The sequence below is a fragment of the Streptomyces yangpuensis genome, assembly GCF_001005295.1.
GTDB lineage: Bacteria > Actinomycetota > Actinomycetes > Streptomycetales > Streptomycetaceae > Streptomyces > Streptomyces yangpuensis.
Genome location: NZ_LBMK01000009.1, coordinates 250,763 through 263,689, shown reverse-complemented (window position 1 = coordinate 263,689; position 12,927 = coordinate 250,763). Strand labels below are relative to the sequence as shown.

Below are 12,927 nucleotides of genomic sequence, written 5' to 3'. Positions count from 1 at the left end.
GAGGGTCTCGCCGGGCGGCCCACGGGCTCCTTCACCCCCAGCGACCTTTAGACTCGTCCTTTGGCACCTTTGTGTCCTTGTGCCGAGCGCGTCCTGCGCGTCGCGCGGGGGACCCACCAGCCAGCCATCGGAAGTACGGGAAGAGATGTCGGCACCGAACAAGTCGTACGACCCTGTCGAGGTCGAGGCACTGAAACCGGAAGAGATCGAGCGCATGCGGGACGAGGCGCTCGCCGCCTTCGCGGCCGCCGGCGACCTCGACGCGCTGCGCGAGGCGAAGACCGCGCACATGGGCGACCGCTCGCCCCTGGCGCTCGCCAACCGCGAGATCGGCGCCCTGCCCCCGCAGGCCAAGGCGGATGCGGGCAAGCGCGTGGGCCAGGCCCGCGGCGCCGTGAACAAGGCCTTCGGGGCCCGTACCGTCGAGCTCGAGGCCGAGCGTGACGAGCGGGTGCTGGTCGAGGAGGCGGTGGACGTCACGCTGCCCTATGACCGCACGCCCGCCGGCGCCCGCCACCCCCTGACCACGCTGATGGACCGCGTCGCGGACATCTTCGTCGCCATGGGCTACGAGGTCGCGGAGGGTCCCGAGGTCGAGGCGGAGTGGTTCAACTTCGACGCCCTCAACTTCACGCCCGACCACCCGGCGCGCCAGATGCAGGACACCTTCTTCGTCAAGGGGCCCGAGGGCACCGAGGGCGACGAGTCCGGCGTCGTGCTGCGCACCCACACCTCCCCGGTGCAGGCGCGCTCGCTGCTGGAGCGCAAGCCCCCCGTCTACATCGTCTGCCCGGGCCGCGTGTACCGCACCGACGAGCTCGACGCGACGCACACCCCGGTCTTCCACCAGGTCGAGCTGCTCGCCGTGGACGAGGGCCTGACCATGGCCGACCTGCGCGGCACCATCGACCACATGGTCAAGGAGCTGTTCGGCGAGGAGACCACCACCCGGCTGCGCCCGCACTTCTTCCCGTTCACCGAGCCGTCCGCCGAGATGGACATGCAGTGCTACGTGTGCCGCGGCGAGTCGGTGGGCAACCCCGACCGCCCCTGCCGTACCTGCTCCAGCGAGGGCTGGATCGAGCTCGGCGGCTGCGGCATGGTCAACCCCAAGGTGCTGACCGCCTGCGGTGTGGACCCGGAGAAGTACAGCGGGTTCGCCTTCGGCTTCGGCATCGAGCGGATGCTGATGTTCCGTCACAACGTTGAAGACATGCGAGACATGGTCGAGGGTGACGTTCGTTTCACCCGGCCTTTCGGGATGGAGATCTGATGCGGGTCCCGCTTTCGTGGCTGCGGGAGTACGTCGACCTCCCCGCCGGTGAATCCGGTCGCGACGTCGCGGCCAAGCTCGTCGACGCCGGCCTGGAGGTCGAGACGGTCGAGCAGCTCGGCGCCGGCCTCAAGGGCCCCCTCGTCGTCGGCCAGGTGCTGACCATCGAGGAGCTTGAGGGCTTCCGCAAGCCGATCCGGTTCTGCACCGTCGATGTCGGCTCCGCCAACGGCACCGGCGAGCCGCAGGAGATCGTCTGCGGCGCCCGGAACTTCTCCGTCGGCGACAAGGTCGTCGTGGTCCTGCCCGGCGCGGTCCTGCCCGGCGACTTCGCGATCGCCGCGCGCAAGACGTACGGCAGGACCTCGCACGGCATGATCTGCTCCGGCGAGGAGCTCGGCATGGGCGACGACGGCACGCACGGCATCATCGTGCTGCCGCCGGAGCACGAGACCGGCACCGACGCGATCGAGCTGCTCCAGCTCGTCGACGAGGTGCTGCACATCGACGTCACCCCGGACCGCGGCTACTGCATGTCCCTGCGCGGCATCGCCCGCGAGGTGGCCACCGCCTACGGCCTGCCGCTGCGCGACCCGGCGCTGCTCGACGTGCCCGGACCGAACTCGTACGGCTACCCGGTCAAGATCGACGACCCGGCTGGCTGCGACCGCTTCACCGCCCGCACCGTCACCGGCCTCGACCCCGAGGCCCGCTCCCCGATCTGGCTCCAGCGCCGCCTGCAGAAGGCGGGCATGCGCCCGATCTCGCTCGCCGTCGACATCACCAACTACGTGATGCTCGAACTGGGCCAGCCGCTGCACGCCTACGACCGCTCGCGGATCGACGGCACCATCGGTGTCCGCCGCGCCGAGCAGGGCGAGAAGTTCACCACCCTCGACGGCGTCAAGCGCACGCTCGACGCCGAGGACCTGGTGATCACCGACAACAGCGGGCCGATCGGTCTCGCCGGTGTCATGGGCGGCGCCAACACCGAGATCGCCGACTCCGTCACCGACCCGGAGACCGGCGCCGTCACCGGGACCACCGACGTGGTCATCGAGGCCGCGCACTTCGACTCCGTGTCGATCTCGCGCACCGCGCGCCGCATGAAGCTCTCCTCCGAGGCCTCCAAGCGCTTCGAGCGGGGCGTCGACCCGCTGGCCGCCGCCGCGGCCGCCCAGCGGACCGTCGACCTGCTCGTGCTCCTCGCGGGCGGCACCGCCGAGGCCGGCGTCACCGAGGTCATCGCCCCGGGCGCGCCGCGCACCATCGCGATGGCCGCCGACCACCCGGACCGGGTCGCGGGCATGGACTACGGGCGTGAGACCGTCGTGCGCCGCCTCCAGGAGATCGGCTGCGACGTCTACGGCCAGGACGAGCTCGTCGTCACGCTGCCGTCGTGGCGGCCCGACCTCGCCGCGCCCAACGACCTCGCCGAAGAGGTCATCCGGCTGGAGGGCTACGGGAACCTCCCGTCGACCCTGCCCCAGGTGCCCTCCGGCCGCGGCCTGACCGCCCGCCAGCAGTTGCACCGCCGGGTCGGCCGCGCGCTGGCCGGCGCCGGCTACGTCGAGGCGCTCAGCTACCCCTTCCTCGGGGAGGGCGTCTTCGACCAGCTGCAGCTGCCGGCCCACGACGCCGCCCGCCAGGTCGTCACGCTGGTCAACCCGCTCTCCGACGAGGAGCCGGCGCTGCGCACCACGCTGCTGCCGGGTCTGCTCGGCGCGCTGCGCCGCAACGACAGCCGGGGCAGCCACGACCTCGCGCTCTTCGAGACCGGTTCGGTCTTCCGGGCCGCCGCGCAACCGGGTGTCGCCGTACGGCTGCCCGTCGACCGGCGTCCCACCGACGAGGAGATCGCCACCCTGGACGCGGCGCTGCCCGCGCAGCCGCGGTACGCCGCGGTCGTGCTGGCCGGTGCCCGCGAGCAGGCCGGCTGGTGGGGCAAGGGCCGCCCGGCCGACTGGGCGGACGCCGTCCAGGCGGCCCGCGCGCTGGCCGTCGAGGCCGGTGCCGAGCTCGTCGTCCGCCAGGGCCAGTACGGCCCGTGGCACCCGGGCCGCTGCGCCGAGCTGGTCGTCACCGTCGGCGGTGTGGAGCAGGTCATCGGCCACGCCGGTGAGCTGCACCCGCGCGTGGTCAAGGCCATGGGCCTGCCGGCCCGCACCAGCGCGATGGAGCTCGACCTGGACCGCCTCGCGGCGGCCGGCGGTCAGGCCGTCCAGGCGCCCCGGATCTCCTCCTTCCCGGTGGCGACCCAGGACGTCGCGCTGATCGTGGACGCGTCCGTCCCGGCGTCCTCGGTGGAGGCCGCGCTGCGCAAGGGCGCGGGTGAACTCCTGGAGTCGCTGCGCCTGTTCGACGTGTTCACCGGTGAGCAGGTCGGCGAGGGCAAGAAGTCCCTCGCGTACGCGCTGCGCTTCCGCGCGGCGGACCGGACGCTGACCGCCGAGGAGTCCACGGCCGCGCGCGACGCGGCGGTGGCGCTCGCCGGGGAGCGGACCGGGGCGGTCCTCCGGGGCGCGTAGCCGTACGGCCTCGGACCCGTTCGAGGCCTGGTGAGGGGCCTGTCCGCCATTGGACAGGCCCCTCACTCATTCGGGTGAGAAGCTCCGCGGCCCATGTCGGGGCCCGCCGTCCGGTCGACACAATCGACCCGGCCGGAGGGGAGTCCTACGGATGATCACGCGCAGGGAGATGACCCGGGTGCGCCGGGTGTGCGTCGCCGCCTGGGGCGGTGCCGCGGTGTCCTGGGAGCTGGCCACGCCGGGGCTGCTGCTGCCGAGCCTGGCCACCTGTGCGGCGTTCCTGCTGCTGGCCACCGGGTGCGCGCTGCACACCCGGCGCGGGCTGCTGGCCGAGCTGCGCCGGTCGCAGGAGATCGCGGGCGCCGCGCAGCGGGCCCTGCTGCGGCCGCTGCCGGGCCGCGTCGACGGTGTGACCCTGGCCGCGGCGCAGCTCTCCGCGAGCCGGGGCGCCGCGGTGGGCGGTGATCTGTACGAGGCCGTGCCGACGGCGCACGGGATCCGCGTGGTCATCGGGGACGTACGCGGCCACGGGCTGCCGGCGTTGGGTGCGGCGGCCGCCGTCCTCGGCGCCTTCCGTGAGGCCGCGTACGACGAGCCGTCGCTCGGCGGCGTCCTGCTGCGGATGGAACGGGCCCTGGGCCGGCACGTACGGGACCGGGCCCGAGCGGAGCATCCGGCCGTGTGCGCGGGTGAGCCGGAGTCCCCGGCGGCCGAGGAGTTCGTGACGGTCCTGCTGCTCCAGATCGCCCCGGACGACACCCTGACGGCCCTGAACTGCGGCCACCCGTGGCCGTATGTGATCAGACCGGCCCCGGAGCCCTGCGGGGTGCGCAGCGGGGGCTCCGCCCCGGACCCCGTGTCCTGGTCGTCGCCCCGGTCGCCGGCGGGGCTCGCATGGCTCGCCGGGGAGACCCTGCCGCCGCTCGGCGTGGTGCCCTTACCGCCGGACCCGCGGCCGCAGGTGTGCGGGGAACTGCGGCCCGGGGAGACGCTGTTCCTGCACACCGACGGGGCCGAGGACGCACGGGACGCCGCCGGGCGGTTCTTCCCGCTGCGGAGCGTCCTCGCCGAGGCACCGCTCACGCCCGCGCGGCTGGTCGCAGGCGTGCACGCGGCCCTGCTGCGGCACACCGGCGGGAGACTCGCCGACGACGTCGCCCTGCTGGTGCTCCGCAACGACCGGCACTGACGACCGGCACCAAGCACGGGCACCGAGCACGGGCACCGAGCACCGGCACCGAGCACGGGCACCGACCACGCGCGCCGGGTCCGGTGGATGGGCCCGGCGCGCGTCCGGTCCGGTCCGCCGCCGGGGCCCGGCGACCAACCGGGCGCCGGCGGAACCGGAAGGCGCCGCCCGCCTGCCATGGAGTGTCGGGCAGACAGCAGGACGGGCGGCGCGGTGACGGGTCGTCGCACTGTACGAGGGGGAGCCGACGACCCGAGCTCCTCTTGGCGAGGGTCTTCAGTCAAGCGCCTCCAGGGGGCCGTGCGGCAGAGTGCGGAACGCATTTATGCGCGTACTTACTTCACACCCTGTGTGAATCGAATGCAGTACACCCCGTGTGAACCCTGCACCCACTAGCCTGATACCGACGAGCTCCGGGAGCGGCCCATGCAGCCCAATGTCCTGCTCGACGCCCTCCTCGCCGAGGCGGGCATGTCCCACGCCGGGCTCGCCGCCCACGTGAACCAGGCGGGGCGTACCCGCGGGCTGGCCCTGCGCTACGAACACACCGCCGTGACCAGGTGGTTGAAGGGGCAGCGGCCGCGCGGCCAGGTCCCCGACCTGATCTGCGAGGTGCTCGGCGGCCGGCTGCGGCGGCCCCTCGGGCTGGACGACATCGGCCTCGGCGTGCCGGACCGGCCGGTCTCACTGCACGCCTCCCCGCTCAGCGGGTTCGTGGACCGGGCCGCCGCCCTGTGGCGCTCCGACGGCCAGGCCCGGCCCCAACTGCTCACCGCCGAGGCGGTCACCGGCACCCCGGCCGTCATCCCGGTCTGGGAATGGGAGAACCCGCCCGAGGACGCCGACGTTTCCCGCGACGGGCCCCTGCGGATCGGTCCCGAGCACGTCGAGATGCTGAAGGCCGCCCGCGTCCACTACGAGCTGATGTACCGCCGGGCCGGCGGCATGGCCACCCGTGACCGGATCGTCCGCTTCCTCGGCGCCGAGACCGCGCCGATGCTGCGCGGGAGTTACCCCGACGACCTCGGCCGGCGGCTGCACCGGGCCACCGGCTCGCTGGTGGCGGTGGCGGGGATCTGCGCGTACGACTCGGACGCGCACGGGCTGGCCCAGCGCTACTTCCACCAGGCGCTGCGGCTGGCCAAGGCGAGCGGCGACCGGGGGCTCGGGGCGTATGTGATCGCCCTGATCGTCAACCAGTCCCTGCACCTGAGGGAGTACCGCCAGGCCGTCGCGTTCGCCGAGGCCGCCCTGCGGGCCGCGGGCCGGCACACCACCCCGGCGCTCGCCGCCGACCTGCACGCCATGCAGGCCAAGGCGTACGCCCAACTCGGCGACGGGCAGGCCGCACTGGCCTGCATCCGGGGCGCCGAGGCGGCCGCCGCGCGGATCCGCCCGGGCAGCGAGCCGGACGAGACCGGCTACGTGCAGCCCGGCCTCGTCAACGTGCAGGTCGCCGAGGCACTGCTCAGTCTGGGGGATCTGGAAGCCGCGCGGGTCCAGGCGGCCGCAGCCGTCGGGACCCCCGCGCACGACCGCGGCCGGGTGCACCGGCTGGCGATGCTCTGCGAGATCCAGCTCCGGCAGGGGGAGGCGGACCGGGCCGCGGCGGGTGCGGCCGAGATGGCCGAGCGGGCCCGGGGGATGGAGTCGCTGCGGCTGCGCGACCGGCTGTGGGCGGTCCGTGAACAGCTGCTGACCAGCGGTTGTTCGGACGCGCAGGAGACCGTGCGGCTCATCGACGGGGCGCTGCGCGTTCCGCTGTGACAGGGCAACTGCTGCGATGTTTGCCACCTACTCGAACGGAAGGTGGCACAGCCGTGCAGTGGACGAACCTGAGTGAGCAGACTGTGTACAAGAACCGCTGGTTCGATGTGAATCTCGCCGATGTGGAACTTCCCGACGGCCGGCACCTGGACCACTTCGTGATCCGGCTGCGCCCGGTGGCCGTGGCCACGGCCGTCAACGAGGCCAACGAGGTGCTGCTGCTCTGGCGGCACCGTTTCATCACCGACAGCTGGGGCTGGGAGCTGCCGGCGGGGGTGGTCGAGGACGGCGAGGACATCGCCGCCGCGGCGGCCCGCGAGATGGAGGAGGAGTCGGGCTGGCGGCCCGGCCCCCTCCACCACCTGATGACCGTCGAGCCGTCCAACGGTCTGACCGACGCCCGCCATCACCTGTACTGGGCGGACGGGGCCACCTACACCGGCCACCCCGAGGACGACTTCGAGTCCTCGCGCCGGGAGTGGGTCCCCCTGGGGCTCGTGCCGGAAATGATCGCGCACGGGGAGATCCCGGCCGCCAACATGGCGGCCGGGCTGCTCCTGCTGCACCACCTGCGGCTCGGCCGGTAGCCGCGGCTCACCCGGGCGGTCAGCCGTACGGGTAGAAGCCCGCGCCCGTCTTGCGGCCCAGGCGGCCGGCGTCGACCATCCGCTGGAGCAGCGGGGGTGCGGCGTACAGCGGCTCCTTGTACTCCGCGTACATCGAGTCGGCGATCGAGGCGATGGTGTCCAGACCGATGAGGTCGGACAGCTTCAGCGGGCCCATCGGGTGGGCGCAGCCCAGCTCCATGCCGTTGTCGATGTCCTCGCGGCTCGCGATCCCCGACTCGAACATCCGGATCGCGGACAGCAGGTACGGGACGAGGAGGGCGTTGACGACGAAGCCGGAGCGGTCCTGGGCGCGGACCGCGTGCTTGCCGAGCACGTCCCGCACCAGGGCCTCTGCCCGCTTGATCGTCTCCTCGCCCGTGGTCAGCGCCGGGATCAGCTCGACGAGCTTCTGCACCGGGGCCGGGTTGAAGAAGTGGATGCCGATGACCTGGTCGGGCCGCGAGGTCGCGACGGCCAGCTTGACCAGCGGGATCGAGGAGGTGTTGGAGGCGAGGATCGCGTCCGGGCGGGTGATCACCTGGTCGAGGACCTGGAAGATCTCCGTCTTGACCTGCTCGTTCTCGACGACCGCCTCGATGACGAGGTCGCGGTCGGCGAACTCGCCGAGGTCGGTGGTGAAGGTGAGGCGGGCCAGGGTGGCGTCCCGCTCCTCCTCAGTGATCTTGCCGCGCTCGGCGGCCTTGGTCAGGGAGTTCTGAAGCCGGGTACGGCCGATCTCCAGGGCTTCGCCGGTGGTCTCGGCGACCTTGACCTCAAGGCCGCTTCGGGCGCACACCTCGGCGATACCCGCGCCCATCTGGCCACAGCCCACTACGCCGACGCGTGTGATGTCGGAAGGGAGGTCAGTCACTTCGTGCCTTTCGCAGCTCATCCGTCGGCGGGTCCCCCGTGTGATTCCGGCGCCCGCCACGCCCCCCGACGTTACTCCCGACCTTGCGCGGCACGGCGGGCCGGGGCGGGCATGCTGGGCGGACACCGCGCATCGTCACTCAACGAAACGGAGGCGTCACATGGCGCACATCGGCCGACGGGCACTGCTGGCAGGAGCGGCGGGGGTGATCGCCGCCGCGACGGGGGGACCGGCGTTCGCCGGGCCGCGCAGGTCCGGCCCGCTCCCCGCGGGGGGCGCCGGCACCCCCGAGTTCCGGGGGATGTGGATCGCGACCGTCTCGAACGTCGACTGGCCCTCGCGCAGCGGGCTGTCCGCCGCGACCCAGCGCAGGGAGCTGCTCGCCCTGCTCGACACCGCCGTCCGTCGCCGGCTCAACGCCGTGATCCTCCAGGTCCGCCCGGCGGCCGACGCGCTGTGGCCGTCCTCCTTCGAGCCCTGGTCGCAGTGGCTGACGGGGCGGCAGGGGGTCCATCCGGGCTGGGACCCCCTCGGCACGGCCGTCGCCGAGGCGCACGCCCGCGGTCTGGAGCTGCACGCGTGGTTCAACCCGTACCGGGTGGCCAACCACACCGACTTCGACCGGCTGGTGCCCGAGCACCCGGCGCGGCAGGACGGCTGGACGGTCGAGTACGGCGGGAAGCTCTACTACAACCCCGGGGTGCCCGAGGTGCGCCGGTTCGTGCAGGAGGCCATGCTCGACGCGGTGACCCGCTACCCGCTGGACGCGGTCCACTGGGACGACTACTTCTACCCCTATCCGGTCCAGGGCGAGTACTTCGACGACGACGCCGCCTACGAGGAGTACGGCGGCGGCTTCTCGTCGCGGGCGGCCTGGCGCCGCGGCAACACCGACACCCTGGTCCGCGAGATGTCGCAGCGGCTGCGCGCCCTGCGGCCCGCGGTCAGGTTCGGCATCAGCCCCTTCGGGATCTGGCGCAACTCCGACCGGGACCCGGCCGGCTCGAAGACCCGGGGCCTCTCGGCGTACGACGACCTGTACGCGGACACCCGCAAGTGGGTCCGCCAGGGCTGGATCGACTACGTGGTGCCGCAGGCCTACTGGCACATCGGACATCCGACGGCCGACTACGCGGCGCTCGTCCCCTGGTGGGCCCGGACCGTCGCGGGTACCGGTGTGGACCTGTACGTGGGGGAGGGGCTGTACCGCTGCGACGCGAACAGCCCCACCGCCGCCTGGCGGGATCCGGCGGAGCTGTCCGAGCACGTGCGGTTCGCCCGCGGATACCCGGAGGTCCGCGGCCATGTCTACTTCTCGGCGAAGCAGGTGGCCGCGGACCCCAACGGGGCGATGGCCCGTGTGGTCGCCGACCATTACGGCTCGGCCGTGCCGCCGCGGTGACTCAGTGCCTGTCGGTGCCCGCCAGGACTCGTCAGTGGGTGGGCTCTGCGGGGTGGCGGACCACGCAGTCGGGTCCGGGAGCCATCAGCGCTTCGTGTCCGTCCTGGAAGCGGACCCGGTACGGGGGCGTCCCGTTCTCGCCGAGCACCTGGGTGATCTCGCCTACTTTGTCGGGTTGTCCGACGATCCTGCCGTGCTGCACCAGCTGGTCGCCCTCGGTAGCTCGCATGTCTGACCTCCTCGGTGGCGCTCCGATCCGGTGCTAGCAGTTTAGGTCGTTCCGGGGTTGTTTGACCCGTTGGGTCACCACGATGCAGACGAGAACCGCGCAGGCCGCAGCCGGTGCGGCGGGGGCGAGGTGCTCTCCGAGGAGCGCCACGGACCAGACCAGGGTCAGCAGCGGCTGCGCGAGCTGGAGCTGGCTGGCCCGGGGCGCTCCGATCTCGGCCATGCCCCGGTACCAGACGTACAGGCCGAGGAAGGTCGAGCCGGCCGCCGCCCAGACCAGCCCGGCCAGACCGTGGCCGGTGAGGTGTACCGGTTCGTACACGAGCCCGAGCACCGAGCCGGCCACGCTGAGCGGCAGGCACAGCACCAGGGCCCAGCCGATCACCTGCCAGCCCGGCAGGACGCGGGCCAGCCGGCCGCCCTCGGTGTACCCGGCCGCACACACCAGCAGCGCGGCGAACAGGTAGCCGTCGCCGGCGGAGAGGGAGCCGCCGCTCTGCGCCAGGGTGAAGCCGAGCACCACCACGGCCCCGGCCACGGCGGCGGCCCAGAAGGCCCGCGGGGGCCGGGTACCGGTGCGCAGTGCGGACAGTGCGGCCGTGGTCAGCGGAAGCAGGCCGACGACGACGGCGGCGTGCGAGGTGGTGGACGTCCGCAGCGCCAGGGTCGTCAGCAGCGGGAAGCCGACGACCACCCCGCCGGCCACGACGGCGAGCCCCGCCCAGTGCTCGCGGGCCGGCGGCGCGACCCGGCGGGCCAGCAGGAAGACGCCCGCGATCGCGGCCGCCAGGACGCTGCGCAGGGCCACGAGCGACCACGGGCCGAAGCTCTCCAGGCCCCACGCGGTGGCGGGGAAGGTCAGCGAGAAGGCGACGACGCCGAGCGAGGCGAGAGCCGTACCCCGCAGCAGCGGATTCTTCACCGCTATCGCGTTCGGGAGAGTAGCGCTATTCTGTGCTGTCATGTATGAGCGTAGCAGTGTCGCGGAACTGGCGGATTCACTGCGGTCCGAACTGAACCGCTACTCGATAGGTGGAAAGCTGCCGTCGAGCCGCGCCCTGGTCGAGCGCTACCGGGTCAGCCCTGTCACCGTCTCCCGGGCCCTCGCCCAGCTCGCCGCCGACGGGCTCGTCGTCACCAGGCCCGGAGCCGGTGTCTTCCGCGCCGCGCCCCGTACGCCGCTGCCGGCGGCCGGGGACACCTCCTGGCAGGAGGTCGCCCTCAGCGCCGAGGGGGCCGGTGACATCGTCCCGCGCTCGGTGGACGCCTCCGGGGTGCTGGCCTGCCTGGCCGCGCCGCCGCCGTCGGTGATCGCCCTCAACAGCGGATACCTGCACTCCTCCATCCAGCCCGAGCGGGCCATGGCCGCCGCGCTCGCCCGGGCCGGGCGACGCCCCGGGGCCTGGGACCGGCCGCCCATGGAGGGGCTGCCGGAGCTACGCGACTGGTTCGCCCGCGAGATCGGCGGCGCGGTCGCGGCCGCCGACGTCCTGGTGACCGCGGGCGGGCAGAGCGCGCTGGCCACCGCCCTGCGGGCGCTGGCCCCGCCCGGGGCGCCGGTCCTCGTGGAGTCCCCGACCTACCCCGGGCTGCTGGCCATCGCCCGCGCCTCCGGGTGCCGGCCGGTGCCCGTGCCGGTGGACGCCGACGGGGTCCGGCCGGAACTGCTGGCCGCCGCCTTCGAGGCGACCGGGGCGCGGGTGTTCGTCTGCCAGCCGCTCTTCCAGAACCCCACCGGCGCCGTCCTGGCCCCCGGGCGGCGCCCGGAGGTGCTGCGGATCGCCCGGGCCGCCGGGGCCTTCGTGGTCGAGGACGACTACGCCCGCGCGCTGGCCCACGACGACTCCGGGCCGCTGCCCGCGACCCTGGCCGCCGAGGACCACGACGGCGTCGTCGTGCACGTCAGGTCCCTGACCAAGGCCACCTCGCCCAGCCTGCGGGTCGGCGCACTGGCCGGCCGCGGCCCCGTGGTGGAGCGGCTGCGCGCCGTCCAGGTCGTGGACAGCTTCTTCGTGCCCCGCCCGCTCCAGGAGGCGGCCCTGGAACTGGTCGGCGCGCCCGCCTGGCCGCGCCACCTGCGCACGGTGGCCGCCGAACTGCGCCACCGCCGCGAGGTGCTCGCCGGCGCGCTGCGCCGGGAGCTGCCCGGCTTGACGGTGCCCCATCCGCCCACCGGCGGCTACCAGCTGTGGGCCAGGATGACCGGGGGCGGCGACGACGCGTCCTTCGCGGCCGCGGCCCTGCGCGCCGGTGTCGCGGTGGCCCCCGGACGCCCCTACTTCTGCGCCGAACCGCCCGCTCCGTACGTCCGGCTGAGCTTCGCCGGGGTCTCCGGCCCGGGCGAACTGGTCGAGGCCGTCCAGCGGCTGAGGGCGGGCCTGGGCGGGGAGCCGGGCGGCGGCCTCACCTCCGATGCTTGACCCACCGCCACCGCGCGGCCCACCATCACCAGATGCATGTTCGGGTCTCGCTCGTCGCCGCAGCCCGCAGTTCCTCGCTGCTCGCCGAGCGCTTCGACGACGACCGCCCGCTGGACGGAGCCGGCTGGCGGTCGGTGGAGTCCGCCGCGCAGGGCCTGGTCCCCCTGGCGGCGGCCGAGTTGCGCTACTGCTCGCCCACGCCGCGCAGCCGGGCCACCGGCGAGGCCCTCGGGTACGCGCCCCTGGCCCAGCCGGCGCTGCGCGAGTGCGACATGGGCCGCTGGCGGGGGCTGACCCTCGGCGAGGTGGCCGCGCAGGAGCCCGACGCGGTCGACCAGTGGCTCAGCGACCCGCTGGCCGCCCCGCACGGCGGGGAGTCGCTGCTCGCCTTCATCGCGCGGATCGGCGGCTGGCTCGACACCCGGCCGGCCGAGGACGGCGGCGCGATCGTGGCGGTGGCGGAGCCCTCGGTGGTCCGCGCCGCCCTGGTCTACGCCCTGCAGGCGCCCCCGCTGACCTACTGGAACGTGGACGTCCGGCCGCTGTCGACGATGACCCTCACGGGCTGCCCCGGCCAGTGGCACCTCTGCCTGCAGGCCCCGGCCTGACCAGCCCCCTGCGAACGCCCCTCGGGAACGGCC

11 protein-coding genes are annotated in these 12,927 nt (G+C 73.7%); 8 read left to right on the top strand and 3 right to left on the bottom strand.

All coding sequences use genetic code 11. From position 1 onward, the window contains the following. The first annotated feature begins 145 nt into the window (after positions 1-145). From pheS to AAT21_RS31855, 5 genes are all read left to right on the top strand, one after another. A complete protein-coding gene (gene pheS, locus AAT21_RS31875) occupies positions 146-1,273 on the top strand; it encodes a phenylalanine--tRNA ligase subunit alpha (protein WP_046780438.1) in 1,128 nt (375 codons plus the stop codon). Beyond that, positions 1,273-3,801 (top strand): phenylalanine--tRNA ligase subunit beta, encoded by a 2,529-nt coding sequence (pheT, locus tag AAT21_RS31870; protein WP_046780437.1) that lies wholly within the window; start codon positions 1,273-1,275, stop codon positions 3,799-3,801. The genes pheS and pheT overlap by 1 nt, the downstream gene beginning before the upstream one ends. Positions 3,802-3,952: 151 nt before the next feature. Then, positions 3,953-4,990, top strand: coding sequence for a PP2C family protein-serine/threonine phosphatase (locus AAT21_RS31865; RefSeq protein ID WP_046780436.1), 1,038 nt, complete (start codon positions 3,953-3,955; stop codon positions 4,988-4,990). 426 nt (positions 4,991-5,416) lie between these two features. After that, on the top strand, positions 5,417-6,757 hold the full coding sequence (locus tag AAT21_RS31860) for a hypothetical protein (protein WP_046780435.1): 1,341 nt from the start codon (positions 5,417-5,419) through the stop codon (positions 6,755-6,757). Positions 6,758-6,810: 53 nt separating this feature from the next. After that, a complete protein-coding gene (locus tag AAT21_RS31855) occupies positions 6,811-7,344 on the top strand; it encodes an NUDIX hydrolase (RefSeq protein WP_046780434.1) in 534 nt (177 codons plus the stop codon). Positions 7,345-7,363: 19 nt separating this feature from the next. Here the strand turns inward: AAT21_RS31855 and AAT21_RS31850 are convergent, their stop codons facing one another. Then, positions 7,364-8,257 (bottom strand): 3-hydroxybutyryl-CoA dehydrogenase, encoded by an 894-nt coding sequence (locus AAT21_RS31850; protein WP_046780433.1) that lies wholly within the window; start codon positions 8,255-8,257, stop codon positions 7,364-7,366. 139 nt (positions 8,258-8,396) lie between these two features. Here AAT21_RS31850 and AAT21_RS31845 point away from each other — a divergent pair, with 139 nt between their 5' ends. Next, positions 8,397-9,638, top strand: a complete 1,242-nt coding sequence (locus AAT21_RS31845) for a glycoside hydrolase family 10 protein (RefSeq protein WP_079026091.1) — start codon at positions 8,397-8,399, stop codon at positions 9,636-9,638. Positions 9,639-9,669: 31 nt separating this feature from the next. Here AAT21_RS31845 and AAT21_RS31840 read toward each other — a convergent pair whose 3' ends face one another. Then, positions 9,670-9,867 (bottom strand): DUF1918 domain-containing protein, encoded by a 198-nt coding sequence (locus tag AAT21_RS31840; protein WP_046780432.1) that lies wholly within the window; start codon positions 9,865-9,867, stop codon positions 9,670-9,672. 33 nt (positions 9,868-9,900) lie between these two features. After that, positions 9,901-10,830 (bottom strand): DMT family transporter, encoded by a 930-nt coding sequence (locus AAT21_RS31835; protein WP_046780431.1) that lies wholly within the window; start codon positions 10,828-10,830, stop codon positions 9,901-9,903. On the opposite strand from AAT21_RS31835, the gene AAT21_RS31830 reads away from it, so the two are divergent. After that, positions 10,829-12,286 carry an aminotransferase-like domain-containing protein gene (locus tag AAT21_RS31830; protein ID WP_046780430.1) on the top strand — a complete coding sequence of 486 codons (1,458 nt, stop codon included), beginning with the start codon at positions 10,829-10,831 and terminating at the stop codon, positions 12,284-12,286. The genes AAT21_RS31835 and AAT21_RS31830 overlap by 2 nt on opposite strands. A gap of 32 nt (positions 12,287-12,318) precedes the next feature. Beyond that, entirely contained in the window at positions 12,319-12,894 is a 576-nt protein-coding gene (locus tag AAT21_RS31825) for a histidine phosphatase family protein (protein WP_046780492.1), read from the top strand. Positions 12,895-12,927: the final 33 nt, after the last annotated feature.

Excerpts from the sequence above, each read along its gene's own strand:
- AAT21_RS31825 (WP_046780492.1), top strand. The coding sequence starts at position 12,319 with ATGCATGTTCGGGTCTCGCTCGTCGCCGCAGCCCGCAGTTCCTCGCTG.
- AAT21_RS31830 (WP_046780430.1), top strand. The coding sequence starts at position 10,829 with ATGTATGAGCGTAGCAGTGTCGCGGAACTGGCGGATTCACTGCGGTCC.
- pheT (WP_046780437.1), top strand. The coding sequence starts at position 1,273 with ATGCGGGTCCCGCTTTCGTGGCTGCGGGAGTACGTCGACCTCCCCGCC.
- AAT21_RS31860 (WP_046780435.1), top strand. The coding sequence starts at position 5,417 with ATGCAGCCCAATGTCCTGCTCGACGCCCTCCTCGCCGAGGCGGGCATG.
- pheS (WP_046780438.1), top strand. The coding sequence starts at position 146 with ATGTCGGCACCGAACAAGTCGTACGACCCTGTCGAGGTCGAGGCACTG.
- AAT21_RS31850 (WP_046780433.1), bottom strand. The coding sequence starts at position 8,257 with ATGAGCTGCGAAAGGCACGAAGTGACTGACCTCCCTTCCGACATCACA.
- AAT21_RS31845 (WP_079026091.1), top strand. The coding sequence starts at position 8,397 with ATGGCGCACATCGGCCGACGGGCACTGCTGGCAGGAGCGGCGGGGGTG.
- AAT21_RS31840 (WP_046780432.1), bottom strand. The coding sequence starts at position 9,867 with ATGCGAGCTACCGAGGGCGACCAGCTGGTGCAGCACGGCAGGATCGTC.
- AAT21_RS31865 (WP_046780436.1), top strand. The coding sequence starts at position 3,953 with ATGATCACGCGCAGGGAGATGACCCGGGTGCGCCGGGTGTGCGTCGCC.
- AAT21_RS31835 (WP_046780431.1), bottom strand. The coding sequence starts at position 10,830 with ATGACAGCACAGAATAGCGCTACTCTCCCGAACGCGATAGCGGTGAAG.